This window comes from Duganella sp. S19_KUP01_CR8 (assembly GCF_036688705.1).
Classification (GTDB): domain Bacteria; phylum Pseudomonadota; class Gammaproteobacteria; order Burkholderiales; family Burkholderiaceae_D; genus Rugamonas.
In genome coordinates, this window is record NZ_JAQQPR010000019.1 from 20,988 (window position 1) to 47,486 (window position 26,499).

At 64.1% G+C, this 26,499-nt stretch carries 22 protein-coding genes; 8 read left to right on the plus strand and 14 right to left on the minus strand.

What is annotated here, in order from left to right:
* Nucleotides 1-39 precede the first annotated feature (39 nt).
* Nucleotides 40-2,037, plus strand: a complete 1,998-nt coding sequence (locus V6M89_RS19305) for an alpha/beta hydrolase family protein (RefSeq protein ID WP_332854690.1) — start codon at nucleotides 40-42, stop codon at nucleotides 2,035-2,037.
* 13 nt (nucleotides 2,038-2,050) lie between these two features.
* Here the strand turns inward: V6M89_RS19305 and V6M89_RS19310 are convergent, their stop codons facing one another.
* A complete protein-coding gene (locus V6M89_RS19310) occupies nucleotides 2,051-2,977 on the minus strand; it encodes a histone deacetylase family protein (protein WP_332854691.1) in 927 nt (308 codons plus the stop codon).
* Between the two features lie 132 nt (nucleotides 2,978-3,109).
* On the opposite strand from V6M89_RS19310, the gene V6M89_RS19315 reads away from it, so the two are divergent.
* The 6 genes from V6M89_RS19315 (at nucleotide 3,110) to V6M89_RS19340 (ending at nucleotide 11,083) form a co-directional block, all read left to right on the plus strand.
* Nucleotides 3,110-5,122, plus strand: coding sequence for an alpha/beta hydrolase family protein (locus V6M89_RS19315; protein WP_332854692.1), 2,013 nt, complete (start codon nucleotides 3,110-3,112; stop codon nucleotides 5,120-5,122).
* A gap of 75 nt (nucleotides 5,123-5,197) precedes the next feature.
* Nucleotides 5,198-6,118, plus strand: a complete 921-nt coding sequence (locus tag V6M89_RS19320; RefSeq protein ID WP_332854693.1) for an AAA family ATPase — start codon at nucleotides 5,198-5,200, stop codon at nucleotides 6,116-6,118.
* Nucleotides 6,119-6,124: 6 nt separating this feature from the next.
* Nucleotides 6,125-7,129 (plus strand): DUF58 domain-containing protein, encoded by a 1,005-nt coding sequence (locus V6M89_RS19325; RefSeq protein WP_332854694.1) that lies wholly within the window; start codon nucleotides 6,125-6,127, stop codon nucleotides 7,127-7,129.
* Nucleotides 7,126-9,204 carry a transglutaminase TgpA family protein gene (locus V6M89_RS19330; protein WP_332854695.1) on the plus strand — a complete coding sequence of 693 codons (2,079 nt, stop codon included), beginning with the start codon at nucleotides 7,126-7,128 and terminating at the stop codon, nucleotides 9,202-9,204. The genes V6M89_RS19325 and V6M89_RS19330 overlap by 4 nt, the downstream gene beginning before the upstream one ends.
* On the plus strand, nucleotides 9,195-10,319 hold the full coding sequence (gene mltB, locus V6M89_RS19335; protein WP_332854696.1) for a lytic murein transglycosylase B: 1,125 nt from the start codon (nucleotides 9,195-9,197) through the stop codon (nucleotides 10,317-10,319). The genes V6M89_RS19330 and mltB overlap by 10 nt, the downstream gene beginning before the upstream one ends.
* Before the next feature lie 428 nt (nucleotides 10,320-10,747).
* Complete coding sequence (locus V6M89_RS19340) at nucleotides 10,748-11,083, plus strand: hypothetical protein (RefSeq protein ID WP_008446241.1); 336 nt, start codon at nucleotides 10,748-10,750, stop codon at nucleotides 11,081-11,083.
* 60 nt (nucleotides 11,084-11,143) lie between these two features.
* Here V6M89_RS19340 and cysM read toward each other — a convergent pair whose 3' ends face one another.
* Complete coding sequence (cysM, locus tag V6M89_RS19345; RefSeq protein ID WP_332854697.1) at nucleotides 11,144-12,046, minus strand: cysteine synthase CysM; 903 nt, start codon at nucleotides 12,044-12,046, stop codon at nucleotides 11,144-11,146.
* 159 nt (nucleotides 12,047-12,205) lie between these two features.
* Between cysM and V6M89_RS19350 the strand changes: the two genes are divergently transcribed.
* Nucleotides 12,206-13,975, plus strand: a complete 1,770-nt coding sequence (locus tag V6M89_RS19350) for an FAD-dependent oxidoreductase (protein ID WP_332854698.1) — start codon at nucleotides 12,206-12,208, stop codon at nucleotides 13,973-13,975.
* 8 nt (nucleotides 13,976-13,983) lie between these two features.
* Here the strand turns inward: V6M89_RS19350 and V6M89_RS19355 are convergent, their stop codons facing one another.
* The 12 genes from V6M89_RS19355 to cmk form a co-directional block, all read right to left on the minus strand.
* Nucleotides 13,984-15,732, minus strand: a complete 1,749-nt coding sequence (locus V6M89_RS19355; RefSeq protein ID WP_332854699.1) for a methyl-accepting chemotaxis protein — start codon at nucleotides 15,730-15,732, stop codon at nucleotides 13,984-13,986.
* Between the two features lie 119 nt (nucleotides 15,733-15,851).
* Nucleotides 15,852-16,421 carry a hypothetical protein gene (locus V6M89_RS19360; protein ID WP_332854700.1) on the minus strand — a complete coding sequence of 190 codons (570 nt, stop codon included), beginning with the start codon at nucleotides 16,419-16,421 and terminating at the stop codon, nucleotides 15,852-15,854.
* 5 nt (nucleotides 16,422-16,426) lie between these two features.
* Nucleotides 16,427-17,749 (minus strand): MBL fold metallo-hydrolase, encoded by a 1,323-nt coding sequence (locus V6M89_RS19365; protein ID WP_332854701.1) that lies wholly within the window; start codon nucleotides 17,747-17,749, stop codon nucleotides 16,427-16,429.
* A 12-nt stretch (nucleotides 17,750-17,761) separates the two neighbouring features.
* Nucleotides 17,762-19,126 (minus strand): M28 family metallopeptidase, encoded by a 1,365-nt coding sequence (locus V6M89_RS19370; RefSeq protein ID WP_332854702.1) that lies wholly within the window; start codon nucleotides 19,124-19,126, stop codon nucleotides 17,762-17,764.
* Between the two features lie 147 nt (nucleotides 19,127-19,273).
* Nucleotides 19,274-19,690: a ComEA family DNA-binding protein gene (locus tag V6M89_RS19375; RefSeq protein ID WP_332854703.1), complete on the minus strand. Its 417-nt coding sequence runs from the start codon at nucleotides 19,688-19,690 to the stop codon at nucleotides 19,274-19,276.
* Between the two features lie 117 nt (nucleotides 19,691-19,807).
* Nucleotides 19,808-20,755 carry a D-glycero-beta-D-manno-heptose-7-phosphate kinase gene (rfaE1, locus tag V6M89_RS19380; protein ID WP_332854704.1) on the minus strand — a complete coding sequence of 316 codons (948 nt, stop codon included), beginning with the start codon at nucleotides 20,753-20,755 and terminating at the stop codon, nucleotides 19,808-19,810.
* 11 nt (nucleotides 20,756-20,766) lie between these two features.
* Nucleotides 20,767-22,134, minus strand: a complete 1,368-nt coding sequence (locus tag V6M89_RS19385) for a UDP-glucose dehydrogenase family protein (RefSeq protein WP_332854705.1) — start codon at nucleotides 22,132-22,134, stop codon at nucleotides 20,767-20,769.
* Nucleotides 22,135-22,147: 13 nt separating this feature from the next.
* Nucleotides 22,148-23,323: a lipopolysaccharide assembly protein LapB gene (lapB, locus tag V6M89_RS19390; protein ID WP_332854706.1), complete on the minus strand. Its 1,176-nt coding sequence runs from the start codon at nucleotides 23,321-23,323 to the stop codon at nucleotides 22,148-22,150.
* Nucleotides 23,324-23,346: 23 nt separating this feature from the next.
* Nucleotides 23,347-23,649: a LapA family protein gene (locus V6M89_RS19395; RefSeq protein ID WP_116992872.1), complete on the minus strand. Its 303-nt coding sequence runs from the start codon at nucleotides 23,647-23,649 to the stop codon at nucleotides 23,347-23,349.
* 79 nt (nucleotides 23,650-23,728) lie between these two features.
* Nucleotides 23,729-24,034, minus strand: coding sequence for an integration host factor subunit beta (locus tag V6M89_RS19400; RefSeq protein ID WP_008446215.1), 306 nt, complete (start codon nucleotides 24,032-24,034; stop codon nucleotides 23,729-23,731).
* A gap of 10 nt (nucleotides 24,035-24,044) precedes the next feature.
* The gene (gene rpsA, locus V6M89_RS19405; RefSeq protein ID WP_020705490.1) at nucleotides 24,045-25,724 is read right to left on the minus strand and encodes a 30S ribosomal protein S1; all 1,680 of its coding nucleotides are present in this window, start codon (nucleotides 25,722-25,724) and stop codon (nucleotides 24,045-24,047) included.
* 105 nt (nucleotides 25,725-25,829) lie between these two features.
* Nucleotides 25,830-26,498, minus strand: coding sequence for a (d)CMP kinase (gene cmk, locus V6M89_RS19410; protein ID WP_332854707.1), 669 nt, complete (start codon nucleotides 26,496-26,498; stop codon nucleotides 25,830-25,832).
* Between the last annotated feature and the right edge of the window lies 1 nt (nucleotide 26,499).

Here is a 26,499-nt window from a genome sequence, read left to right on the forward strand (position 1 = left end):
CAGCCTCTATGATGCCTAAATGCAATCATAGAGGCTCGTATGTTCCACACTCCGCTGTCCCGTTTTATCCCACTGCTGCTGACCGCCCTGCTGCCCTGCGCCGCAGCCGCCCCGGCGCCTGAAGCCTCCGCCTTCTTCCAGACCCCGCAAGTCAACCACGTGACGCTCTCGCCCAAGGGCGGCCATGTCGCCAAGGTGATGGCGCTGCCGGGCGGCACCGCCGGCCTGGTGGTGCACGACACCGCCGATCTATCCAAGTTCAAGGTGGTCATCAAGACGTCGATCGACGAGACCATCACCGCGGTCCACTGGATCAACGAAAAGCGCATCGGTTTCACCGTCAAAAACCTGCGCACTGAATTCGAGGGCAACCAGGAAGAGATGGCGGCCGACAGCGACGGCGCCAATCTGGTTCACCTGATCTCCGGCAGCTGGGATCACCAGCAGGAAGTGACGGGGAGCTCCATCAAAACGCACCGGTTGACGGCCGACTACGCGTACTACGGCGCGACCCACGACGGCTCGGACGATATCCTGGTCGAACGCTACTACTGGAACGGCATCGACAGCACACCCGATTATTCGCGGCTGTTCCGCCTCAACACCCGCACCTACCAACTGAGCAGCACCTTCGAAGGCCCGCAGCCGGACGCGGTCCGCAACTGGCTGACCGACGCCCACGACGTGCCGCGGGTGGCGACGTCGGTGCGCCAGGGCCGCTGCATCACCTCCTACCGCAAGGATAAAGCCGCCGGCTGGACCGAACTCTCCAACGGCAACTGCCTCCAGGACGAGCGCTTCTCGCCGATGTTCCTCGACGGCGACGACACCATGTATGTGCGCGCCAACCATAAGGGCTACGGCGCGCTGTTTCGCTACGATCTCAAAACGATGAAGCGGGCCGGCGAGCCGTTCATCTCGGTGCCGGGATTCGATTTCAACGGCACACCCGAACTCGATGGCGCTACCGGCAAACTGCTCGGCATCCACATGCAGACCGACGCCGGCACCAGCTACTGGCTGGATCCGGTGCTCAAGGCCGACCAGGCCAAAATCGACGCCGCACTGCCCGCTACGACCAACACCCTGCATTGCACGCAACATTGCCTGAGCGCGCCGGTGCTGCTGGTGGTCGCCTCCTCCGATCGCCAGCCGGACCAGTACATCTTGTACACGCGCGCCAGCGGCAAGCTGGACGGGCTGGGCGGCGCGCATCCCGAGATTGACCCGCGCCAAATGGGCTTGCGTGACCTGCACCACTTCAAGGCCCGTGACGGCCGCGACATTCCCGCCTACGTCACCCTGCCGCCCGGCAAGGCCGAGGGCCCACGGCCGACGGTGGTGCTGGTGCATGGCGGTCCCTATGTGCGAGGCGGCTACTGGGATTGGGACGACGAAGCGCAATTCCTCGCGACGCGCGGCTATGTGGTGATCCAGCCCGACTATCGCGGCAGCACCGGATTTGGCTACGACCATTTCCAGGCCGGCTGGAAACAATGGGGCGCCGGCATGCAGGACGACCTGGCCGACGTGGCCCGGTGGGCGGTCAAGCAGGGTTGGTCGGACCCCAAGCGCATCGGCATCATGGGCGCCAGTTATGGCGGCTACGCCACGCTGATGGGACTGATCAAAGATCCCGACATTTTCCGTTGCGGCGTCGAATGGGCGGGCGTGACCGACATCTCGCTGATGTTCACCACCGCCCAGTCGGACACCTCCGAGGAAAGCCTGAACTACAGCATGCGCACGCTGATCGGCGATCCGCAAGCCGATGCCGCGCTGTTCCGCACCAACTCACCCTTGCTGCGCGCCGCCGAGCTGAAACAGCCGCTGCTGATGGCGCACGGTTTTGAAGACCGGCGCGTGCCGCTGGTGCACGCGGACCGCTTCCGCGACGCGGTCAAGGCACATAACGCCAAGGTCAGCTACGTCATCTACAACAACGAGGGGCATGGCTGGCGCCACGAGAACAACCGCATCGATTTCTGGAAACAAGTCGAGGCCTTCCTGGAGCGGCACCTCCGACAGGCCGAGTAGGGCCGGCGCCGCGTCACAGGTCGGCCAGCGCCTTCACGTGCGCCACCACGCTGCGGCCCAGCGCCGACAGGTTGTAGCCGCCTTCGAGGCAGCTGACGATGCGCCCCTTGGCGTACAGCCGGGCCACCTCCATCACCTGCTGCGTCATCCACGCATAGTCCGCTTCGACCAGCCCCATGCCGCCGATGTCGTCCTCGCGGTGGGCGTCGAAGCCGGCCGAGATGAAGATCATCTCCGGCTGGAACGCGTGCAGCGCCGGCAGCCATTGCTCCAGCACGATCTTGCGCACCGCCTCGCCACGGGTGTGGGCCGGCACCGGCACGTTGACCATGTGGGCGCTGATCGGCTCCGGCTCGGTGTAAGGATAAAACGGATGCTGGTAGAAGCTGACCATCAGGGCGCGCGGCTCGTCGAGCAGCGCCTCCTCGGTGCCGTTGCCGTGGTGGACGTCGAAATCCACCACCGCCACCCGCGCCAGGCCGCGCGCGTCCAGCGCGTGCTTGGCGGCCACGGCGACGTTGTTGAACAGGCAGAAGCCCATCGGCTCCACCGGCCGCGCATGGTGGCCGGGCGGACGCACCGAGCAGAAGGCGTTGGAGATCTCGCCGTCGATGACGGCGTCGGTCGCGGCCACGGCGGCGCCGGCGGCGCGCTGGGCGGCACGCCAGCTGTAGTGGTTGAGCGAGGTGTCGCCGTCGATCGGATAGCTGTCGCCCGGCGCCGGCACGTTGTCGCGCACGATGGCGATGGCGTTGCGGCTGTGGTTGCGCTCCAGGTCGGCGATCGCCACCAGCGGCGCCTCGCGGTGCTCCAGCAGGTCGTGGATGTGCGATCCGATCAGCTGGTCGGCAATCGCTTGCAGGCGGGCGGGGGATTCGGGGTGCCACTCGCCCATGTCGTGGCGGGCGCAATCGGGATGGCTGTAGATGGCTGTAGTCATGTCGCGAAGGTCTGCTCTGTAGGCGCTAATCTACCATAGATAGCCCTCCGGCCGAATGGCCTGCCGCCATCAGATGGACAAAAAAACAATTGCCGCATATCATTGCCGATTATTTAACAATGAAGGTTATGCATGGCAGGTTTTCCTTTCTTCCGCTCCCTTGCGCTGGCGTCGGCCGCGCTGCTCAGTCTTGACGGCCATGCCGCCGACGCCGTCCCGGCCGTCGCCAGCTTCTTTGATACGCCCCAGATCGGCCAGGCCAAGCTGTCGCCCAAGGGCGGCTACGTGGCCATCACCACCATGCTGCCCGGCGGCGTGCAGGCGCTGGCCGTGCGCGACACCAGCGACCTGAGCAAGGTGACCGTGCTGGCCAAGACCGCCATCGACCGCGCCACCGTCACCAGCATCCACTGGATCAACGAAAAACGCCTCGGCTTCACGGTCAAGAACCTGGATATCGAATTCGAAGGCAATCTCGACGAATTCGCCATCGACCGCAACGGCGAGAACCGCGTGCACCTGATCGCAGGCAACTGGAACCACCAGCAAAAGCAGACCGGCAGCAATCTGGTCAACCGCACCCTGACCGCCGAATATGCCTACAACAGCGTCACCCACGACGGCTCGGACGACATCCTGGTCGAGCGCTACATGTGGAACAACACCGACCGCGCGCCCGACCACTCGCGCCTGATGCGCCTGAACACCCGCACCCAGGCGCTGCGCCGCGCCTTCGACGGCAACCAGCCGGAAGCGGTCAAGTCCTGGCTGACCGACGGCAACGACGTGCCGCGCGTGGTGAGCGCGCAGCTCAAGGGCCGCTGCATCACCTCCTACCGCAACGCCGACGACACCAGCTGGCGCGAAATCGGCAACAGCGTCTGCTTCCAGGATCAGCGCTTCACGCCGCTGTTCTTCGACGGCACCGACACCCTGTACGTGCGCGCCAACTACAAGGGCTACGGCGCGCTGTTCCGCTACGATCTGAAGACCATGAAGATGGACGCCGAACCCTTCGTTGAAACACCGGGCTACGACTTCATCGGCGGCCCCGAAATCGACCGCGTCACCAAGAAGCTGCTCGGCATCCATCTGCACACCGACGCCGGCACCACCGCCTGGCTCGACCCGGTGATGAAGACCGAGCAGGCCAGGATCGACGCCGCCCTGCCCGGCACCATCAACACCGTGCATTGCGCCCAGGACTGCGCCGCCAGCCCGGTGCTGCTGATCGCCTCGAACTCCGACCGCCAGCCGCAGCAATTCATCCTCTACACCCGCGCCACCGGCGCCCTGATCGGCCTGGGCGGCACCCATCCCGACCTCAAGCCGGCCCAGATGGGCAAGCGCAGCTTCCACCACTACGCGGCGCGCGACGGCCGCTCCATCCCCGTCTACGTCACGCTGCCGGCCGCCAAGGCCAGCGGTCCGCAGCCGGCCGTGGTGCTGGTGCACGGCGGCCCGATGGTGCGCGGCGGCTCGTGGGAATGGGACGCCGAGGCGGCTTTCCTGGCCTCGCGCGGCTATGTCGTGATCCAGCCGGAATTCCGCGGCGGCACCGGCTTCGGCGGCGAGCACTTCCGGGCCGGCTGGAAGCAATGGGGCGGCACCATGCAGGACGACCTGGCCGACGCCGCGCGCTGGGCCGCCAAGCAGGGCTGGGCCGATCCCAAGCGCGTCGCCATCATGGGCGCCAGCTACGGCGGCTACGCCACGCTGATGGGCCTGATCAAGGACCCGGCCGTGTTCCGCTGCGGCGTCGAATGGGCCGGCGTGACCGACATCAAGCTGCGCTTCACGTCGACCGAGTCGGATGCGTCGAGGGAAACCCTGGGCTACAGCCTGCGCCTGCTGGTCGGCGATCCCGACAACCCGGCCGACGCCGAGATGCTGCGCCAGAACTCGCCGCTGCTGCGCGCCGCCGAACTCAAGCAACCGCTGCTGATGGCGCACGGCCTGATGGACCGCCGCGTACCGATCGAGCACGCCAACAGCTTCGCCGCCGCCGTCAAGGTCAACAACCCGAACGTGACCTCCATCATCTACGACAACGAGGGCCACGGCTGGCGCCACCCGGAAAATCGCATCGCCTTCTGGCAGCAGGTCGAGACCTTCCTCGACCGTAATCTGAAGCAGGCCGAATAACCGGCCTGGCCGCATGGTATCGCCTGGGCAGTTTCTCGCATAGAATCTGTACAGCGCACAACTCCCATCGATACCATGTACACAAAACTGCACGCCGTGGCCCGGCAGGTCGGCAGCATCATCGTCGGCAAGGACCTGCAAATCCGCCAGGCGCTGACCTGCCTGCTGGCCGGCGGCCACCTGCTGGTCGAGGACGTGCCGGGCGTGGGCAAGACCACCCTGGCGCACGCGCTGGCGATCTCGCTGGGGCTGCGCTTCAACCGCATCCAGTTCACCAGCGACCTGCTGCCGGCCGACGTCCACGGCATCTCCATCTACGAGCGCGAGAAGAACGGCTTCGTGTTCCACCCCGGCCCCATCTTCACGCAGGTGCTGCTGGCCGACGAGATCAACCGCGCCACGCCGAAGACCCAGTCCGGCCTGCTGGAGGCGATGGAAGAGCGCCAGGTCAGCGCCGACGGCGTCACCCGGCCGCTGCCGGAACCGTTCTTCGTCATCGCCACGCAAAACCCCACCCACCAGATCGGCACCTTCCCGCTGCCGGAATCGCAGCTGGACCGCTTCCTGATGTGTTTGTCGCTGGGCTACCCGGACGCCGCCGCCGAGCGCGCGCTGCTGATGGGCGAAGACCGCCGCGTGCTGCTCAAGGCCCTGCAACCGGCGATGGCGCCGGCCGAGCTGGCCGAAGCCCAGCTGTCGCTCAGGCAGATCCACGCCGCGCCGGCGCTGATCGACTACGTGCAGGCGCTGGCCGCCGCCTCGCGCCAGAACGGCCTGTTCGCCGAGGGCATGAGCCCGCGCGCCGCCATCGCGCTGCTGCAGGCCGCGCGCGCCTGGGCCGCGCTGGAGGGGCGCGACCACGTGCTGCCGGAAGACGTGCAGGCGGTGCTGGTGCCGGTCTGCGCGCACCGCCTGCGCCCATTAAAATCGGCGCACGGCGTGGCGCTGGCCAGCCGCGACCTGGTGCTGCAACTGCAAAAGTCGGTGCCGGTCTAGGCCGCCATGAACGGCCCGCTGCCATCGCTGTACGAGTTTTACCGACGGGCGCGCGACAAGTGGCTGTTCCAGCTGGGCGCCAGCGAGCCGGGCGAAGTCACGCTGACGATGCGCCGCGTGTTCATCGTGCCGACGCGGCCGGGCCTGGCCTTCGCCGGCCTGCTGCTGCTGATGCTGATCGGCGCCCTCAACTACAACCTCGGCCTGGGTTTCGCGCTGACCTTCTTTGCCGGCGCCTGCGCCGTGGCCGACATGGTCCAGACCGCCAGCAACCTGGCCCGCCTGCAGCTGGCGCCCGGGCGCGCGCAGGCGGTGTTCGCCGGCGAGGAGGCGCAGTTCGAGCTGCACCTGCACAACCGCGGCAAGCTCGATCGCTACGCCGTCTGGCTGGGCTTCCAGGCCGACGGCGAACCGCGCCAGGTCACCGACATCCTGGCCGGCGGCGCCAGCGCGGTGCGGCTGTCGGCCGCCACCAGCGAACGCGGCTGGCTGGAGGCGCCGCGCATCCGCCTCGTCACCCGTTTCCCGCTGGGCCTGTTCCGCGCCTGGAGCTACTGGCGGCCGGAACTGAAGGCGCTGGTGTATCCGGCGCCCGAATTCCCGCCGCAGCCGCTGCCGTCCAGCGGCGCCGCCAGCGAGGATGGCCACGGCACCGTGGGGCTGGATAATTTCGCCGGCATCCGCAGCTACCAGCCGGGCGACCCGATGCGCCACCTGGCCTGGCGCCAGATCGCCCGCCACGATCCGGCGCTGGGCGGGCAGCTGGTCACCAAGCATTTCGACGGCGGCGCCGTGGCCGAGCTGTGCCTCGATTTCGCCGAGCTGCCCTTGTCGATGGCGCTGGAACTGAAGCTGTCGCGCATGACGCGCTGGGTGCTGGAGGCCGAGCAGCGCGCCCTGCCCTACACCTTCCGCCTGGCGCAGCACGAATACGGCCCGGCGCTGGGCGACGCCCACCAAGCCGCCTGCCTGCGCGCGCTGGCGCTGTTCGGCCGCGAGGGGCAGGCGTGAACGCCGCGCCAGTGCCACCGCCGTCGCCCGCCAGCGCGGGCGCGCGCGGCCGCCTGGCGCTGCGCTTGACCCGCGACAAGTCCGACACCTTGCTGTTGCTGGCCGCCGCGCTGATGGTGCTGGCGCCGCACTTCGACCACCTGCCGCTGTGGACCAGCGCCGTGGTGTGCGGCACGCTGCTGTGGCGCGCCGCCATCACCTGGCGCGGCAAGCGCATGCCGCCGCTGTGGCTGCTGCTGCCGATCTCCGTGGCCGCGATGGCCGGCGTCTACCGCAGCTACCACACGCTGCTGGGGCGCGACGCCGGCGTCGCCATGCTGGCGCTGCTGCTGGCCTTCAAACTGCTGGAAATGCGCGCCAGGCGCGACCTGTTCGTGGTGATCTTCCTCAGCTTCTTCGTGCTGCTGACGAATTTCTTCTACTCGCAAACCATGCTGACCGCGCTGTGCATGGGCGCCACCCTGATCGTGCTGCTGACGGCGCAGCAATCGTTCCAGTACACCGGCGCCGTGCCGCCGCTGCTCAAACGCCTGCGCACCGCCGCCAAGACCGCGCTGCTGGCGGCGCCCTTGGCGCTGCTGATGTTCGTCGGCTTCCCGCGCATCCAGGGACCGCTGTGGGGCCTGCCGGGCGACGCCCACAGCGGCCACACCGGCATCTCCGACAGCATGGCGCCGGGCACGCTGTCGTCGCTGGCGCAGTCGGACGCGGTGGCCTTCCGCGTGCGCTTCCTCGACAAAATGCCGGAACAAAGCCAGCTGTACTGGCGCAGCATCGTGCTGGGCGACTACGACGGCCGCACCTGGACCCGCGTGCCGCGCCGGCGCGGCCTGCAACGGCTAGACATCGGCGTCGCCACGCGCGGCCAGCCGACCCGCCACGAAATCACGATGGAGCCCACCAACACCCGCTGGCTGGCGGCGCTGGAGCTGAGCGGACCAATGCTGTCGCTGCCCGGCTACCGCGTGCGCGATTCCGACGAACTGGAATTCTTCACCAGCGAGCCGGTCACGCAGCGGGTGCGCTACGAAGCCCAGGCCTGGACCGATTTCCGCGTGCAGGCCGACGAGCAGCCGCAACGCATGGCGCGCTGGACCGAACTGCCGTCCGGCTTCAACCCGCGCACGCTGGCGCTGGCGCGCGCGCTGCGCCAGGGCGCCGCCCCCAACGCCGCCGCCAACACCGCGCTGTCCGCGCGCGAAGCCGCCGGCGCCGCGCTGCAAGTGCTGCAGCGCTTCCATGACGGCGGCTACGCCTACACCTTGCAGCCGCCGTTGCTGGGCCGCGACGCGGTCGACGACTTCCTGTTCGGCAGCAAGGCCGGCTTCTGCGAACACTACGCCGGCGCCTTCGTGGTGCTGATGCGCGCCATGGGCGTGCCGGCGCGGGTGGTGACCGGCTACCAGGGCGGCGAACTGAACCCGGTGGACGGCTACCTGACCGTGCGCCAGTCCGACGCCCACGCCTGGGCCGAATTCTGGGTGCCCGGCGCCGGCTGGCGCCGCATCGACCCGACCGCCGCCGTCGCCCCCGAACGCATCGCCCACAACCTGGCGCAGGCGCTGCCGCAGTCGTCCGGATTCGGCCTCGGCCCCCTGCTGAACCTGCAAAACGACCCCAATTCGTGGCTGGGCAAGCTGAGATTCAACTACGCCGCGTTGAATAATGCTTGGAATCAATGGGTCCTGGATTACAATCCAGAGAGGCAGCGAGGTTTCCTTGAAGAACTAAGCTCGGCCTTCGCCAACTGGCGCAGCGCACTCGGTGCGGCGCTGGTGTGCGGCCTGCTGTATGGGCTGTACTGGCGGCGGCAACAGCGGCCGCTGGCGCCGCTGGACGGGCTGTACCACCGTTTTTGCCGGCAGCAGGCGCGCCACGGTTACGCGCGCCGCCCGGACGAGGGCCCGCTCAGCTACGCCGCCCGCCTGCGCACCATGCAGGCCGGCCCGGACAAGCATGCCGCGATGGAGAAATTTTTAATACTGTACGGCGCGCTGAAGTATGGCGACGCCGGTTCCGAATCACGCTCGGCGTCGCTGACGACGTTGAAAACACTGCTACCCTTATGCCGATGAAGACTCTGATTACCGCCCTGCTGCTGGGCGCCGCCACCTTAAGCCAGGCCGCCGCCGTCGACCCCTACGGCTACAAGCTGCCGCCCAGCATGCAACCGAAGAAAAAAGCGCCCGCCGCCAAGAAGGGACCGCCGCCGATCGACTACGTCGGCGAGTTCGTCAACTTCGGCGAATGGAAGGAAGTGCGCGCCTTCCTCGACGAGGTCGCCAGCCGCGACGGCTTCGACCGCGCCGCCCTGAACACGCTGATGGGCCAGGTGCGCTACGTCGATTCGGCGGTGCAGCTGGTCAAGCCGGCGCCGCCGGGCAAGCCGAAGAACTGGCAAGCCTACAGCCGCCTGATCGTCGACCCGGTACGCATCGACAACGGCGTCAAATTCTGGAACGAGAACCGCGACGCGCTGGAGCGGGCCGAAGCCCTGTACGGCGTGCCGGCCGAAATCCTGGTCGGCATCATCGGCGTGGAAACCGTGTACGGCCGCAACACCGGCCGCTTCCGCGTGGTCGACGCGCTGACCACGCTGGCCTTCTCCTATCCCGAGGCGCCGCAGCGCACCGAGCGCATGGCCTTCTTCCGCGGCGAGCTGGAAGCGACGCTGCTGTTCGCGCGCCAGAACGAGCTCGATCCGCTGTCGCTGCGCGGCTCGTTCGCCGGCGCCATCGGCATGCCGCAATTCATGCCCAGCAGCGTAATGAAGTACGCGGTCGATTTCGACGGCAGCGGCAAGGTCGACCTGCTCAACTCCGGTGTCGACGCCATCGGCAGCGTGGCGGCCTTCCTGGTGGCGCACGGTTGGCAGCGCGACGTCGGCGGCCCGCTGGTATACTCTGCCGCCGTGTCGCCCAACCGCGCCTGGGAAAGCATGACCAACCAGGGCTTGAGCGCCAAGTACCGGCCGCAGGAACTGGCGGCGGCAGGCGTCACCACCACGGTGCCGGTGCCGGAACAGCAGACTTACGGTTTGGTGGATTTGCAGAACGGCGCCGAGCCCACCGAGTACTGGCTGGCCAACAATAATTTCTTTGCGATCACTCAATACAACCGCAGTTATTTCTATGCGATGTCGGTGGTGGAGCTGGGGCGCGCCGTGCGTCTGGCGCGCGGCGGTTTGTAAGGAAGCGTAAAGTATGTTGCCGCGCAGACTTGTTGGCTGTATTGTTTAGTTGACACTTGGCAATTATTTGTACAAACTTGCGGTAACTGCGCGGCAAACGTAAGCCGTTCTACAACAAAATTAATTTATAATTAACTTTGTGTGTTCATTAAAAGTGTGCACAGGCAGCTTAGCATATCAGTGGGTGTATAATTCTCACACAATGTTGCAACCGGACAACAATAACCCATGGCAATCAGGTTTTTTTATTGCTTATGAGTATTAGAAGGCGTGTTGTTGTACAATTGTGTATATATTATGAAACTTGTTATCCCGGAATCCGTCCGTGTGTGAATTCGTTCCTTGGTAAGGATGAACATTAACGCAGCAAAGCGAGCTCCGAGTGTTTTACTTTGCAGGACAACTTTACAGAAGGAAAAGACGAAATCATGACAAACCAAGTCGGCATAGATATGAACAACGATGCGGATGGCGATGATCTGCTGCAATACAATCCCAACCGCCTGCTCGATACCCTGATCGAGAACCTGCGTCTGAAAAACGATGCAGCCCTGTCGCGCGCATTGGAAGTGGCGCCGCCGGTCATCAGCAAAATCCGCCACCACCGCCTGCCGGTTGGCGCTTCGCTGCTGATCCGCATGCACGAAGTGAGCGACCTGAGCATCCGCGACCTGCGTTACTTGATGGGCGATCGCCGCAACAAGTTCCGCATCAGCGACAAGCAATTCAAGCCTAAAGAAGGCGAACCAGGCGGCCAAGGCTGATTCCAGCCGCCGTCCTGTAGCGACTCCCTCCCCTTATCCAGGGGAGAGGGAAGCAACACCTTACGCCGGGAATACCCCGGTCGACAAGTAGCGATCGCCGCGGTCGCAAACGATGAACACGATGGTTGCGTTCTCCACCGTTTGCGATATGCGCAGCGCAATCTCGCAGGCGCCCGCCGCCGAAATTCCACAGAAGATGCCTTCCTCGGCAGCCAGACGGCGCGCCATGCGTTCGGCCGCCGCTTGCGACACCGGCTCCACCTGGTCGACCCGCGCGCGGTCGTAGATTTTCGGCAGATAGGCTTCCGGCCATTTGCGGATGCCGGGAATCGACGAGCCCTCTTCCGGCTCGGCGCCGATGATCTGCACCTGCGGATTCTGTTCCTTCAAATAACGCGACACGCCCATGATGGTGCCGGTGGTTCCCATGGCGCTGACGAAGTGCGTCACGCGGCCCTCGGTGTCGCGCCAGATTTCCGGGCCCGTGCCTTCGTAGTGGGCGCGCGAATTGTCGGCGTTGCCGAACTGGTCGAGGATGATGCCCTTGCCGTCCTTCTGCAATTGCTCGGCCATGTCGCGCGCGTACTCCATGCCGCCGGTCTTGGGCGTCAGCATGATCTGGGCGCCGTAGGCGGCCATGCTCTGGCGCCGTTCCACGCTCAGGTTCTCCGGCATCAGCAGCAGCATTTTGTAGCCGCGCAGCGCGGCCGCCATCGCCAGCGCGATGCCGGTGTTGCCGCTGGTCGCTTCGATCAGCGTATCGCCGGGCTTGATGTCGCCCCGTTCCTCGGCGCGCTTGAGCATCGACATGGCGGCGCGGTCCTTGACGGAACCGGCCGGATTATTGCCTTCGAGCTTGCCCAGTATCACGTTGTTACGGGCCAGCGCGTCGGCGCCCGGCAGGCGCGTCAGCTGCACCAGCGGCGTGTTGCCTATCGTATCTTCCAGAGTCTTGTAAGCCATCGTGTTCTATCTTCAGTTATTTCGCCAAAAGAGGCATTTTAATCCGAGTTCGGATTGCGCGTATGGCAAGCTGCCCGAGCTTGAAGATTTTGCACCGGGCGGCCGCCTTGCGCTAGACTTGCAACACTTCTGTCACCACTTTCATTTTCCGGAATCGTCATGGCTACAACCCCTATGGAACTGCTCCCCGAAGACACGCCGGACGAGCCGACTCCGCTCACCGGTCTCGACCTGGAAAAGCGCCGCCACCAGATCTTCCCCACGCTCAGCGCGGCCGACATCAAGCATATGCACCGCTTCGGCCGCGTGCGCCATTTCAACGACGGCGAACTGATCTTCGAAGCCGGCAAGACCAGCTTCGGCCTGATGCTGGTGCTCAAAGGCGGCATCGAAGTCAGCCGCTACGACGGCCTGGGCAATACATCCTACATCACCACGCACGGCCCCGGACAGTTCAGCGGCGAAGTGGCGCAGCTGTCGGGCCGGCCTTCGCTGGGCAACGGCCTGGCGATCGGCGCGGTCGAGGTGCTGGAGCTGCCGTCCGAATCGCTGCGCGCGCTGCTGGTGGCGCACGCCGACCTGGGCGAGCGCATCGTGCGCGCGCTGATCCTGCGCCGCGTCGGCCTGATCGAGCAGAACTCCGGCGGACCGGTGATCGTCGGCCCGCGCGGCCACGGCCGCATCCACACGCTGCAAAGCTTCCTGTCGGCCAACGGTCACCCGCACAGCGTGCTCGATCCGGAACTGGACCAGCAGGCCGCCGACCTGATGGCGCACTACCAGCCCAAGCCGGAGGAGCTGCCGCTGGTGGTGTGCCCGGACGGCGTGGTGAAGAAGAATCCGACCGTGGTCGACATCGGCCGCTGCCTCGGCATGCTGCCCGAGATCGACAGCGAAAAAGTCTGGGACGTGATCGTGGTCGGCGCCGGTCCCGCCGGCCTGGCGACGGCGGTGTACGCCGCCTCCGAAGGCTTGTCGGTGCTGGCGCTGGAAACGCGCGCCTACGGCGGCCAGGCCGCGGCCAGTGCGCGCATCGAGAACTACCTGGGCTTCCCCACCGGCGTCTCCGGCCGCGCGCTGGCGGGCCGCGCCTACGTGCAGGCGCAGAAGTTCGGCGTCGAGGTGATGATCCCCGCCCCGGCCGGCCGCCTGATCTGCGACACCTATCCGCTGCAAGTGGAAATGTGCGGCAGCCTGCAACGGCTGAAGGCGCGCACCGTGGTGCTGTCGTGCGGCGCGCGCTACCGCCGGCCGTCGCTGGCCAACCTGCGCCAGTTCGAGGGCAAGGGCGTGTACTACTGGGCTTCGCCGATCGAGGCCAAGCTGTGCAAGACCGAAGAGATCGTGCTGGTCGGCGGCGGCAATTCGGCCGGCCAGGCGGCGGTGTTCCTGGCTGGCCATGCGGCCAAGGTGCATATGCTGATCCGCAAGGACAGCCTGGCCTCGACCATGTCGAGCTACCTGATCGAGCGCATCCAGGCCACGCCCAACATCGAGCTGCACACGCAAACCGAAATCGTCGCGCTGGAAGGCGATGAGGATGGCTTGAAGCAGGTCCGCATCCGTGGCACCAAAAGCGGCGAGGAATGCGACTACGACGTGTGCCGCGTGTTCCTGTTCATCGGCGCCGATCCGAATACGGACTGGCTCAGCGACTGCGGCGTCGACGTCGACGCCCACGGCTTCATCCGCACCGGATTCGACGTCACCAAGGCGCAGTGCCGGGCCAACTTCTCCGACGGCGTGTACCCGCGCGACCTGCCGTCGCGCGCGGCGCTGGAGACCAGTGTGCCGGGCGTGTTCGCCATCGGCGACGTGCGCGCCAGTTCGACCAAGCGGGTCGCCGCGGCGGTGGGCGAAGGCGCGGCCGTGGTCTCGCAGATCCACGCCTTCCTGGCCAACCTGCCGGCCGACAAGGTGTTCAGCTAACCTCGGCGCTACGTCCGGCCTGGCAGCGCCAGCCGGACAGGCGCCGCCGTCCGCGCGGCTGGCTGCGGCCGTTGCAGATGGGCCGCCGCCTCCCCCTTCAAATGGAATACCTTGACGGACTGCGCCAATGCCTGCGCATGCTCCTGCAAGCTTTCCGCCGCCGCCGCCGCCTGCTCCACCAGCGCGGCGTTTTGCTGCGTGATATCGTCCATCTGCGTCACCGCCCGGTTGACCTCGCCGATGCCGGTGCTTTGCTCCTGGCTGGCGGCGGTGATCTGCGCCATGATGTCGGCCACTTTTTGCACCGAGGCCACCAGCAGCGTCATGGTGCTGCCGGCGTCGTTCACCAGCTTGCTGCCGGCATCGACCGTTTCCACCGAAGCGCCGATCAGTTGCTTGATCTCCTTGGCCGCCGCCGCGCTGCGCTGCGCCAGGTTGCGCACCTCCGACGCCACCACCGCAAAACCGCGCCCTTGCTCGCCGGCGCGCGCCGCTTCCACGGCGGCGTTGAGGGCCAGGATGTTGGTCTGGAAAGCGATGCCGTCGATCACGCCGATGATGTCGACGATGCGGCTGGAACTGGCTTTGATCGAGCCCATCGTATCGACCACCTGCGCCACCATCGCGCCGCCCTGCACCGCCACGGTGGAGGCGTCGGCCGCGAACTGGTTGGCGGAGCGCGCGCTGTCGGCGTTTTGCTTGACGGTGTCGGTCAATTGTTCCATCGAACTGGCGGTCTGCTCCAGCGAACTGGCCTGGGCCTCGGTGCGCGACGACAGGTCGGCATTGCCGCGTGCGATCTCGTCGGTGGCCACCAGCATCTCGTCGGTGCTGGAACGGATGCGGCCTATCATGCTGGTCAGGTTGGTGTTGATGGTGTTCATCGCATCCATCAGGTGGCCGACCTCGTCATCGCGTTCGATGCGGATGTCGTGATCCAGGTCGCCTGCCGCGATATTGCGCGCGGTATCGATCGCGTGGTCGAAGCTGAGCTTGATATGGCGGTAAATCATGAACAGGCAGAACAGCGACACGCCGACCAGCAGCGCCAGCAAGGCGATCGCGGTCCAGAACGCCATCCTGGTGCTCTGGGTCGAGCTCGCCACGGCCGCGCCGGTGCGCTGGTCCAGCAGCACCAGGAACTCGTTCACCGGCTGCATGATCTTGGCTTTGTTCTTGTGATACTGCTCGTCGTGCATGATCTTGCGCGCCATTTCCGGATCGGGCGGCCCGGTCTTGGTGAACTTGCCGCTGCCGTCGTCGAACAGGCCTTTGACGGCGTTCATGGCGATGACTTCGGTTTTCACCAGACCATCCGAATTGGCCTGCGCCTCTTTCAGCTTGCCGAATTCCTCATCGGTGAACCCGGCCTGGCGCATCAGCTCGGCCAGCGCGACGGTGTCGCCGTCGGGCGTGGGCTTGTCGATGCCGGCCGCGACGAAGTCCCAGTAGATGCGCTCGTAGTGCTGCGGCCGCGGCTTCTTGCCGTTGCGGATATCGAGGATGTCCAGGTATTCTTTTTCGTACTTGGGATCGCCGGTGACGACGTAGGTGCGGGCCAGCCGGGTCAGGTCGTCCGAGCTTTGCCGCAATTCGTCGGCCAGCAGGTAGGAGTGGTAGCGCGCCTCGTTCGCACGGTTCAGATCGCCCTCCTTGGTCGAGATGCGCACCAGCGCCCACAAGGTCAGACTGGACAGCGAGAGGCTGACCAGAAAGAACACGATGAAAATATTCTTGATAGAGAATTTGCTTTTCATGAAGGCCCCCAGTGATCGGTTCTCGGATCATTGTAGACCCAAGCGCACCAATCTGGCGCGTTCAACAGAACGGCAGGCAATACTGTTGCTTCCCGGTGATATTGATTGGCTAACGAAACCTATTCCGGCAGGCGCGCCCAATTCTGCATCGGCGCCGTTTTCATGAAATTGATCGCCAGCGCCGTCGCTTCGGGCAAGGCCTGCTTGCGCGAAGTCGCCACCACCACCCAGTCCTGGTCGTCGGTAAGCGCCTGGACGAAGTACAGGCCGAACTCAAGGTACTGAAGGTCGAATACAGTGCCGGGCGGGTGAGGCGCTTCACCGCGCGGCAAGGTTTTTGCTAACTCATAGTTCTTCAGCGAATAGTCGCGGGGTGAAAAACTCAACACCAGCAGCGCGCCGGCATCGGGATGGGCCTTGTCGAAATAGCCGTACATGCATTCTCGTGTCGTCCTTTTCACGTCCAGTATCAACGTCGTTTTGAACAGCGCTTCAAACTGCGCTATCGGAAACGGCGGGGCAAGCAGCGCGCGGCATTGCGCCATTTTAGGCGTATCTTTCGGATCGGGCGCAGGTGTCGTTTCCAGCCTGGGGCCGTCGTCCAAAGCGGCGGCCGCCGATTGCGCCTGCGCGGTGAAGGCGCACAGCGCAGCAGCGATAACCAGGGAGCGACCCAGCGCCGGTATCAATGACGTCATTCTGCAGTTCGCTCCTTGATGCGTTTCAGTTGTGCCGACTGGTAGGCGCCGAAGGCGTCGTTAAACATGCAGCGTATCAAAGGATCATCGACGATGTCGGCATCGGGCGGCGCGCCGTTGATGCGCATGTACATCGACGTCAGCGACTCGCCCAGCGCCAGGCCGGCGTACAGCTTGGCGATGGGGATTTCCGTCATCCAGGTCGGCGCCTCCTCGTCGCCGGCCAGCGCGATGTCGTCGCCGTGGATGCGGTAGCGGAACTGCTGCGCCACGCCGTCATGAGCGTAGACCGACAGCTGCCAGATGCAGGGCGTTTCGAAGTAGCTGTCCGGCGTCAGCTCCATGTCGCGGTATTTTTCGAGCAGGCCGGTGCGGCAGTAGTCCAGCGCCAGCGCGGTGTGTTCTGCGCTCAGCGGGGCGAAGTGGCGGGCGATGTCGGACGTTGGCGGCGGCGCGATATCGGCGTCGTATTGGTAGTCGACATCCTGCTCGCCGACCGGCTGCACCCATGGCAGCGGCGCGGATGGCGCCAGCCCTTGCGGCGTCAGCCCCACCGACACCGAAGGATTCAGGCGCACGACAGTTGCGCCGGGCAGCCACGCGCTGACCTCGTCGGCGAACTGGCGGTAGGTGATCGGGAACAGCGCGTGGTTGTACCAGGACCACGGCTCCTGCACGAACTGGCAGGAGCTCGGCACCACGTAGCGCGGCGCCAGCGCCTGCAACTGCTCCGGCCATTCTTCCGGCAACTGCGGCACGCCGCCCTCCGCGCGCGACGGCGCGATGACGTCGATCTCGCGCATGGTCTGGAACGGCCACAGCACCATGTCCCACGGCGCGTAGGGCTTGAGCTGCTCCAGCGTTTCCGGGTCCATCCACGAATCGACTACGTTGAGCACATTCAGTCCGGCGGCGCGGATGTGGAACATCGAATCGACATCAGAGTCCAGAGCCTTGCGCGGAATAACTTCGATCGCACCGATCTGCACCGACGCATCCACCTTCAACGGCAGCACGTTGACGAAGCCCAGTTCCCGTATCATCGCGAACAGTTCGTCGAACAGGCAGTACAGGTAGATCGGCGTATCGCGGTCGAGCAGGTCCAGGCTCTCCAGCGAACAATGATCGTCATGGAAATGCGAGATGAACACCGCATCCGGTTTCATTCCGCGTATCAGCGCATGATCGAAGCGCACATCGGGGAAGGCGTGGCAATTCCTGCTGAACGGGTTTTCAAATATGGGATCGAATGCGATCAGCGTGCCATCGCATTCGAAGACATAGCCTGCGTGCAGGATGCGGGAGATTTTTAGCGTCATCCCGCCATGTTATCACCGCAGCGGCGTCGGATAGCTGGCCGGACTGGTGTTGCCGTCGTTGTCGATGGCTTGCACGCCGAAGTAGTAGTTGTCCTTCGACAGCGGCAGCGTGAACTCGGTGGCCTTGCCGACGAACTGGCTGCCCTGCCATTCGGCCGACGAGGTGTCGCGCCAGACGATGCGGTAGCCCGCCAGGTCCGGCTCGGCGTTGGCCTGCCATACCAGCTCGGTATCGTTCTGCAGCTTGGCGGTGCGCACCTGCACCTTGGCCGGCGCGGCCGGCGCCAGCGACAGCGAAGACAAGGCCGCCGCGTTCACCCGCGCCACCTGGGCGATGTAGTTGAAGTCGTCGTACTGCGGCAGGTCGCCGATCAGCACGCCTTTCTCGGTGCGGATGTTCTGGTGCTGGTGATTGAAATCCTCGGCCGGCTCGGTGAAGCGCAGCGCCGCATAACCGCGCTCCAGGAACGGCATGTGGTCGCCGCCGCGCAGGTAGCGGTCGCGGCGCTGGATGACGTTGACCTTGAACTTCGGCACATAACGCTCGCCCGCTTCCTTCACCGCCCGCGCCAGCTGGCGCGACAGCGAATCGTTCTCGCCGCCGGTCTGGATCAAGGTGCGCACGGCGTCGCTGTTTTCCTTCTGCACCGGCAAGCCTTCGGCGAACAAGCGCACTTGCGTGTTGTCGACCTTGCCGTGCTCGTCGCGCGAGCTGCCGATAATATCGTTGGTGAACATGCCGGCGATGTTCAGGTTTTTCTGTTTGGCCTGCTCGGCCCAGTGCGCCGCGCCCAGCAAGCCCTGCTCTTCCGCCGCCACCGTCATGAACACCAGCGTGGCGTCGAATTTGTACTTGGCCATCACGCAGGCCATCTCCATCACGGCTGCGGTGCCGGAGGCGTCGTCGTTGGCGCCGGGCGCGTCGCCCTTTGCGTCCATGATGTCGGTGTTGCGCGAGTCGTAGTGGCCGCTGACCACGTACATCCGATCCACGGACGCGGGCTGCGTGCCCGGCAAGGTCGCCACCACGTTGACGATCTCGGTCGGACGGCTGATGCGCGCGGAGACCGGCGCGATGTGGCTGTCGAACGCCACTTGCAGGCGGCCGCCCTGGGACGCGCCGCAGCGCTCCAGTTCGCTCTTGATCCAGCGCCGTGCCGCGCCTATGCCTTCGGTCTCGGAGACCGTGTCCGACATCGTGTGGCGCGTGCGGAAACCAACCAGCTTGTTGATATAGCCTTCGATGCGGGCCGGAGAAATCTCCTGGACGATCTGGTCGATCTGGGCCTGGTGGCGGGCTGTGTCGGGGGTGGCCGCGACGGCGGGCACGGCGGCCAGCACGGTCAGTGCGGACAAGATGAGCGAATTTTTATGCATCTGCTGTCTCCGGTGAAATGGTCGCAATATCTTCTCACGTAACCGTGAGTAATTTACGTTCGGAAACAAATCATCAACAAAAAAACCCACCTGCGCTGAACGCGATCTTGAGCGCGTTCAGGCTGGTGGGTTTCAGCAACTGCGGAATTACTTGGCAGGCGGAGCGGCTGGCGTGGAAGCTGCTGCGGCTTTGTCGGCCTTGGCGGCTTTCGCTGCGGCCTTGTCGGCTTTGGCGGCTGCCTTGTCGGCGGCTTTATCGGCCTTGACGGCCGGTGCCGCTGCGGCCGGCGCGCCGTCCAGTGGCTTGCCGTTCACTACCAGGCCGGCTTGCGACAGCTTGACGGCGCTTTTCTCGCCGATGCCCTTCACGCGCTTCTCGAAGTCCGCCCAATCCTTGAAATCGCCTTTTTTACGCTCTTCCAGGATGGCCTTCGATTTGACCGGACCGATGCCCTTGACCGCATCCAGCGCGGCGGCGTCAGCCTTGTTGACGTCGACCTGCGCGAAAGCGAAGCCCATGGTTACGATCAGGGTCGCAACTGCCAGCAAAATTTTCTTGAACATGTCTCAATCTCCATGACGGTGGGTGAAAAGCAAGGGCGACAACCGCGCCTTGAACACCCTTAACGGCCAGCCTCGACGACGGTTGACAGAAAATCCATGAAGCTTTGATGACATCGCTCAAAGGCTGAACAACTCCTCGCGCGTGACCGTCGCCGTACCCAGCTTGCCGACCACGATGCCGCCGGCGCGGTTGGCCGTCTGCACCGCTTCATTCCAGCCCACGCCTGCGCCCAGCATGGCGGCCATGGTGGCGATCACCGTATCGCCGGCGCCGGACACGTCGAACACCTCGCGCGCCTGCGCCGGCATGTGGAATTGCTCGCCGTCGGTGTACAGGGTCATGCCCTCTTCCGAGCGGGTCAGCAACAACGCATCCAGTTTCAGTTCGGTACGCAGTTGCTGCGCCTTGGCGGTCAATTGCTCTTCGCTGTTCCAGCTGCCGACGATGCGCTTCATTTCCGATTTGTTCGGGGTCAGCACGGTGGCGCCGGCGTAGCGGGTGAAGTCGTCGCCTTTCGGGTCGACCATCACCACCTTGCCGGCGGCCCGCGCCGAAGCGATCATGTCGGCCACGTTGACCAGCGAACCCTTGGCGTAGTCCGACAGCACGATCACGTCGTAGTCGGCCAGCAGCGCCTTGAACTGCAGCAGCTTGTCGCGCAGCACGGTGTCGGTCGGCGCTTCCTCGAAGTCGATGCGCACCATCTGCTGCTGGCGGCCGATCACGCGCAGCTTGATGATGGTGGAAATCGCCTCGTCGCGCTTCAGGTAGCTGTGGATGCCGCCGCTTTGCAGCATCTGCTCCACTTCGTTGCCGGCTTCGTCGGCGCCGACCACGCCCAGCAGGCCGGCGCGCGCGCCCAGCGCTGCGGCGTTGCGCGCCACGTTGGCGGCGCCGCCCAGGCGCGCTTCGCGCTTCTCGATGCGAACGATAGGCACCGGCGCTTCCGGCGAAATGCGGCTGACATCGCCGAACCAGTAACGGTCCAGCATGACATCGCCTACCACCAGGATGCGCACTTTATCCAGTGCCGGTGCTTGATAAGTCGTGACGTTGGTGCTCACAGATACCTCGTTTAAACGCGGGTCAGGATGGAACGGCCGATGCCGTGGTATTCAAAGCCTGCTTCGGCCATCACTTCCGGCTCGAACAGGTTGCGGCCGTCGAAGATGATGGCTTGCTTCAGCGACGACTTGATGCGGTCGAAGTCCGGGCTGCGGAAGGCCTTCCATTCGGTGACGATCACCAGCGCCTCGGCGCCGGTCAGCGTGTCCATCGGCGTGGTGGCGAAACGGATGCGCGTCATTTCGTCGGCAGTCAGGTCCAGCTCCAGCACGCGCCTGGCTTCGGTCATCGCCACCGGGTCGTAGACCGCCACCGTCGCGCCGCCGTCCAGCAGCTGCTTGACCAGCACGCGGGCCGGGGCTTCGCGCATGTCGTCGGTGTTCGGCTTGAAGGCCAGGCCCCAGATGGCGAAGTGCTTGCCGCTCAAATCCTCGCCGAAGCGCTTGACCACTTTCTGGCCCAGCACCAGCTTTTGCTTGTCGTTGACCGCTTCCACCGCGCGCAGGATCAGCAGGTCCTGGTCGTACTGGCGCGCGGTGCGCTCCAGCGCCTGCACGTCTTTCGGGAAGCAGGAACCACCGTAGCCGGCGCCGGCGTACAGGAAGCTGTGGCCGATGCGCGGATCGGAACCGATGCCGTGGCGGACCGCCTCGATGTCCACACCCACCTGGTCGGCCAGGTTGGCCAGTTCGTTCATGAACGAGATGCGGGTCGCCAGCATGGCGTTGGCGGCGTACTTGGTGAACTCGGCCGAGCGCACGTCCATCCAGAAGGTGCGTTCGTGGTTGCGGTTGAACGGCGTGTACAGTTTCTTCATCAGGCCGTGGGCCTTCTCGCCTTCCGGCGTGCTGTCGCAGCCGATGACGATGCGGTCGGGACGCATGAAGTCTTCCACCGCCGCGCCCTCTTTCAGGAACTCGGGATTCGACACCACCGAGAACTTGGAGGCGTCGCCGCGCGTGGCCAGCTCAGCCTGCACGGCGGCCTTGACGCGGTCGGCGGTGCCGACCGGCACGGTCGACTTGTCGACGATGACCTTGAACTCGGTCATGTACTTGCCGATATTCTTGGCGGCGGCCAGCACGTATTGCAGGTCGGCCGAGCCGTCTTCGTCCGGCGGCGTGCCGACGGCGATGAATTGCAGGCAGCCGTGGGCGACCGAGGCCGCGACGTCGGTGGAGAACTGCAGACGGCCGGCGGCGCGGTTGCGCGCGACCACTTCTTCCAGGCCCGGCTCATGGATAGGGATGCCGCCGTTGTTCAGCAGGTCGATTTTCTTCTGGTCGACGTCGAGGCAGAAAACGTCGTTACCCAGTTCGGCGAGGCAAGCGCCGGTGACGAGGCCTACATAGCCGGTGCCGATGATGGTGATTTTCATGTTGGTGCTCTTCTTAATTCATGACGTTGAGTTCTTCGGTGCGGCGCGGCGGGTAGGTCTCCCAGCGGCTGCATCCCGGGCACTGCCAGTAGAACTGGCGCGCCTTGAAACCACAGTGGCTGCACTGATAGCGCGCCAGCTTCTGCGTATAACCGTGTACCAGGTTCTTCACCATCGACAGTTCAGGCACCAGGTTGGCCGGCGCATCCATCAGGCGCGCCTCCAGCAATTTGTCCAGGCCCAGCAGGGTCGGCGTGCGGCGCAGCTCATTGCTGACCAGCTGCTTGGCGGCGTCCACGCCGTCCAGCTCCAGCACCGCCTTGTACACCACTTCGATCAGGTCGATCGACGAAGCCTGTTCCAGATACGATTTGAGCAGGTTGACGCCTTCCTGCGGACGGCCGACCTTGCGGTAGGCATCCATGATGCGCTGCGCCACCAGCGCCGTATGCGGCACGCTGATCTGCTCGACGCGGCGCCAGGTCAGCAGCGCGGCTTCGACCTCGCCCTGCGCCAGCTGGGCATCGCCGCTCAGCATGGTGGCGCGCACATTGACGCGGTCCGCCTGCAGCGACTTCTCCAGCAGCGGCAAGGCTTGTTCCGGATGCATGTGCACCAGCGCGTCCTGCGCCAGCTCGCAGTAGAACTGCGCGATTTCCTTCTGGCGCGAACCGGCGCCCGATTCCTGCAAGCCCAGCGCCGCCTCGATGGCGCGCGGCCATTCCTTTTCGCGCTGGAAGATCTCCAGCAGCGCGCGGCGCGCCTGCACGGCGTACTGGCCGCTGACCATGGCGTTGAAGGTTTCCTCGGCACGATCCAGCAGGCCGGCCTTCAGGTAATCCATGCCCAGTTCATATTGCGCATGCTCCTTCTGCTCCTGCGGCAGGTCGGGACGCGACAGCAGGTTCTGGTGCACGCGGATGGCGCGTTCGGTCTCGCCGCGGCGGCGGAACAGATTCCCCAGCGCGAAGTGCATGTCGGCCGTTTCCGGGTCCATGCGGACGATCTCGATGAAGGCGTCGATGGCCTTGTCCGGCTGCTCGTTGAGCAGGAAGTTCAAGCCCTTGAAATAACCGCGCGGCAGCGTGCGCGATTCCGACACCAGTTGACGTATATCGACGCGCGCGGCGACCCAACCCAGTCCGAAGAAGACCGGGATCCCCAATAACCACCAGAGTTCGAATTCCATGCTTTGTATTTTTTATTGTGCGTTTATTGTGTATTGACGCTGTCCGGCTGCGGCTGGGCGTTGGCTTGCAGCGCGGTCGATTGCAGCGTGGTGATCGTGGTTTTGTGCTTGTTCGTTTCGCGGCGGTGGCGGAACACGGTCGGCGTCAGTGCCAGCACGCCCAGGAAGGCGCCGGCCACAAAGAAGCCCAGCAGCATCAGGACCAGCGGTCCGTGCAGATCGTAGTGAAGGAAGAAATGCAGATCGACTTCCTGCGTGTTCTTCAGGGCAAAGCCAAAAAACAGGACGAAAAGAACGAATCCAATAATCGTGGATATGAATTTCATTAGCCAGGTTTCCTGTTCAGTATTTCTAAAAAAAAGCGGCATCCGTAGACGCCGCTTTTATTTTAACTCATCAGACGCTTCAGTCCTCAATGATCGGTTGCCCGACCATCGCATCAACCCGCTCGCGCAATTGCTTGCCCGGCTTGAAGTGAGGCACCCGTTTTTCGGGCACCATCACTTTGTCGCCCGACTTCGGATTACGTCCGATACGCGGTGGCCGGCTATTCAGAGCAAAACTGCCAAAACCGCGGATCTCGATGCGTTGACCGGTCGCCAGGGCGTTGGTCATCGCATCCAGAATGGTCTTGACGGCATACTCCGCATCTTTGGCCACCAGCTGAGAATAACGCTCAGCCAGGCGGTTGATCAATTCGGACTTAGTCATCGACTAGTTCTTAGTTCTTGTTATCGAACTTGGCTTTCAACAGCGCGCCCAGGCTGGTGGTGCCCGAAGCTGCGTTGTTGTCGGTCGCTGCCATTTTCTGCATGGCTTCCTGGGTCTCGACATTGTCTTTCGCTTTGATCGACAGCTGGATGCTGCGAGCTTTGCGATCGATGTTGATGACCAGGGCTTCAACGGAATCGCCAACCTTCAGGTGGGTACCGGCATCTTCCACGCGGTCGCGGGAGATTTCGGATGCACGCAGGTAGCCTTCAACTTCTTCGGACAGTTGGATCACGGCGCCTTTAGGCTCAACCGATTTAACGGTGCCGGTTACCAGTGCGCCCTTGTCGTTCATGGCTGCGAAGTTGTTGAATGGATCGCCTTCCAGTTGCTTGACGCCCAGGGAAACGCGCTCGCGCTCAACGTCGATGGCCAGAACGATGGCTTCCAGTTCGTCACCTTTCTTGAAGCGACGCACGGCTTCTTCGCCGGTTTCGGTCCAGGACAGGTCGGACAGGTGTACCAGGCCGTCGATGTTGCCGGCCAGGCCGATGAACACGCCGAAGTCGGTGATCGATTTGATCGCGCCACGGACTTTATCGCCCTTCTTGTGGGTAACGCCGAAGTCATCCCATGGATTTGCTTTGCACTGTTTCATGCCCAGCGAAATACGGCGACGCTCTTCGTCGATTTCCAGAACCATCACTTCAACTTCGTCGCCCAGCTGGACAACTTTGTTTGGAGCGACGTTTTTGTTGGTCCAATCCATTTCGGAAACGTGAACCAGGCCTTCGATGCCCTGTTCAACTTCAACGAACGCGCCGTAGTCGGTCAGGTTCGTTACTTTACCGAACAGACGGGTGCTTTGTGGGTAACGACGGGACAGACCGGTCCAAGGATCGTCGCCCAGTTGCTTGACGCCCAGGGACACACGGTTCTTCTCTTGATCGTACTTCAGAACCTTGGCGGTGATTTCCTGGCCAACGGTCAGCACTTCCGATGGGTGACGCACACGACGCCATGCCAGGTCGGTGATGTGCAGCAGGCCGTCGATACCGCCCAGATCCACGAACGCGCCGTAGTCGGTGATATTTTTGACGACGCCGGTAACCACGGTGCCTTCTTTCAGGGTTTCCATCAGTTTCTGACGCTCTTCGCCCATCGAAGCTTCGATGACGGCGCGGCGGGACAGAACCACGTTGTTACGCTTGCGATCCAGTTTGATCACTTTGAATTCGAGGGTCTTGCCTTCGAATGGGGTGGTGTCTTTAACTGGACGGGTGTCAACCAGGGAGCCTGGCAGGAACGCGCGGATGCCGTTGGTCAGAACGGTCAGGCCGCCCTTGACTTTACCATTGACGGTACCGACGACGATTTCGCCCGATTCCATTGCTTTTTCCAGTGCCAGCCACGAAGCCAGACGCTTGGCTTTGTCGCGCGACAGGATGGTATCGCCGAAACCGTTTTCCAGCGATTCGATCGCCACGGAAACGAAGTCGCCTACTTTGACTTCCAGTTCGCCGTGGTCGTTCTTGAATTCTTCAACAGGGATGAATGCTTCCGATTTCAGGCCGGCGTTGACGATCACGAAGTTGTGATCCAGACGAACGACTTCAGCCGAGATCACTTCGCCCGAACGCATGTCTTGACGCGACAGGGATTCTTCGAAGAGGGCTGCAAAACTTTCCATATTAGACATTGTAACTTCCAGGTTACCAACAAGGCTCGCGATATGCGACTTCAGTTGGGTTAGGGTTAATAAACGTTGCGGACATCAGAGCGACCGCAACACCAGCTATTTACCGATGGCCGCATACCACTGCAACACCTGGGCAACCGCTTCATCAGCGGTCAAATTCGAGGTATCGAGCACATGCGCCCCCTCTGCGGGGACCAGCGGCGCGATGGTCCGGTTCGTATCCCGATCGTCACGCGCCTGCAAATCCATCAGTAGGTCTTCCATATTAGCAGAAATTCCTTTGCCAATCAATTGCTTATAGCGGCGTTCCGCACGGGCCGCCACACTGGCGGTCAAAAACACCTTCAACACGGCGTTCGGGAAGATCACCGAGCCCATGTCGCGGCCGTCGGCCACCACGCCGGGAGCCTTGCGGAATCCCAGCTGCAGCCCCAGCAGCGCGTGGCGCACTGCGTGGAATGTTGCAATTTTTGAAGCGGTGTTGCCGACCTCCTCGGCACGGATGGCCTCGCTGACGTTTTCGTGCGACAGGATGATGTCGCCGCCCTGGAAACTGCACTGCAGGTGCTCGGCCAGCTTGGCCAGCGCGTGCTCGTCGTTCAGGTCGGTGCCGCGGCGGATGGCCGACAGCGCCGTCAAACGGTACAGGGCACCCGAATCCAGGTAGTGGAAGCCGAGCTTATCGGCGACGCGATGCGCGACAGTGCCCTTGCCGGATGCGGTAGGGCCGTCGATGGTGATGACTGGAATTGCGGAAGTTACCATT

Bases quoted from the DNA above. Each gene is read 5' to 3' on its own strand.
- V6M89_RS19305 (WP_332854690.1), top strand. From the start codon at position 40: ATGTTCCACACTCCGCTGTCCCGTTTTATCCCACTGCTGCTGACCGCC.
- V6M89_RS19310 (WP_332854691.1), bottom strand. From the start codon at position 2,977: ATGACTACAGCCATCTACAGCCATCCCGATTGCGCCCGCCACGACATG.
- V6M89_RS19315 (WP_332854692.1), top strand. From the start codon at position 3,110: ATGGCAGGTTTTCCTTTCTTCCGCTCCCTTGCGCTGGCGTCGGCCGCG.
- V6M89_RS19320 (WP_332854693.1), top strand. From the start codon at position 5,198: ATGTACACAAAACTGCACGCCGTGGCCCGGCAGGTCGGCAGCATCATC.
- V6M89_RS19325 (WP_332854694.1), top strand. From the start codon at position 6,125: ATGAACGGCCCGCTGCCATCGCTGTACGAGTTTTACCGACGGGCGCGC.
- mltB (WP_332854696.1), top strand. From the start codon at position 9,195: ATGCCGATGAAGACTCTGATTACCGCCCTGCTGCTGGGCGCCGCCACC.
- V6M89_RS19340 (WP_008446241.1), top strand. From the start codon at position 10,748: ATGACAAACCAAGTCGGCATAGATATGAACAACGATGCGGATGGCGAT.
- cysM (WP_332854697.1), bottom strand. From the start codon at position 12,046: ATGGCTTACAAGACTCTGGAAGATACGATAGGCAACACGCCGCTGGTG.
- V6M89_RS19350 (WP_332854698.1), top strand. From the start codon at position 12,206: ATGGCTACAACCCCTATGGAACTGCTCCCCGAAGACACGCCGGACGAG.
- V6M89_RS19355 (WP_332854699.1), bottom strand. From the start codon at position 15,732: ATGAAAAGCAAATTCTCTATCAAGAATATTTTCATCGTGTTCTTTCTG.
- V6M89_RS19365 (WP_332854701.1), bottom strand. From the start codon at position 17,749: ATGACGCTAAAAATCTCCCGCATCCTGCACGCAGGCTATGTCTTCGAA.
- V6M89_RS19370 (WP_332854702.1), bottom strand. From the start codon at position 19,126: ATGCATAAAAATTCGCTCATCTTGTCCGCACTGACCGTGCTGGCCGCC.
- V6M89_RS19375 (WP_332854703.1), bottom strand. From the start codon at position 19,690: ATGTTCAAGAAAATTTTGCTGGCAGTTGCGACCCTGATCGTAACCATG.
- V6M89_RS19385 (WP_332854705.1), bottom strand. From the start codon at position 22,134: ATGAAAATCACCATCATCGGCACCGGCTATGTAGGCCTCGTCACCGGC.
- lapB (WP_332854706.1), bottom strand. From the start codon at position 23,323: ATGGAATTCGAACTCTGGTGGTTATTGGGGATCCCGGTCTTCTTCGGA.
- V6M89_RS19395 (WP_116992872.1), bottom strand. From the start codon at position 23,649: ATGAAATTCATATCCACGATTATTGGATTCGTTCTTTTCGTCCTGTTT.
- V6M89_RS19400 (WP_008446215.1), bottom strand. From the start codon at position 24,034: ATGACTAAGTCCGAATTGATCAACCGCCTGGCTGAGCGTTATTCTCAG.
- rpsA (WP_020705490.1), bottom strand. From the start codon at position 25,724: ATGGAAAGTTTTGCAGCCCTCTTCGAAGAATCCCTGTCGCGTCAAGAC.
- cmk (WP_332854707.1), bottom strand. From the start codon at position 26,498: ATGGTAACTTCCGCAATTCCAGTCATCACCATCGACGGCCCTACCGCA.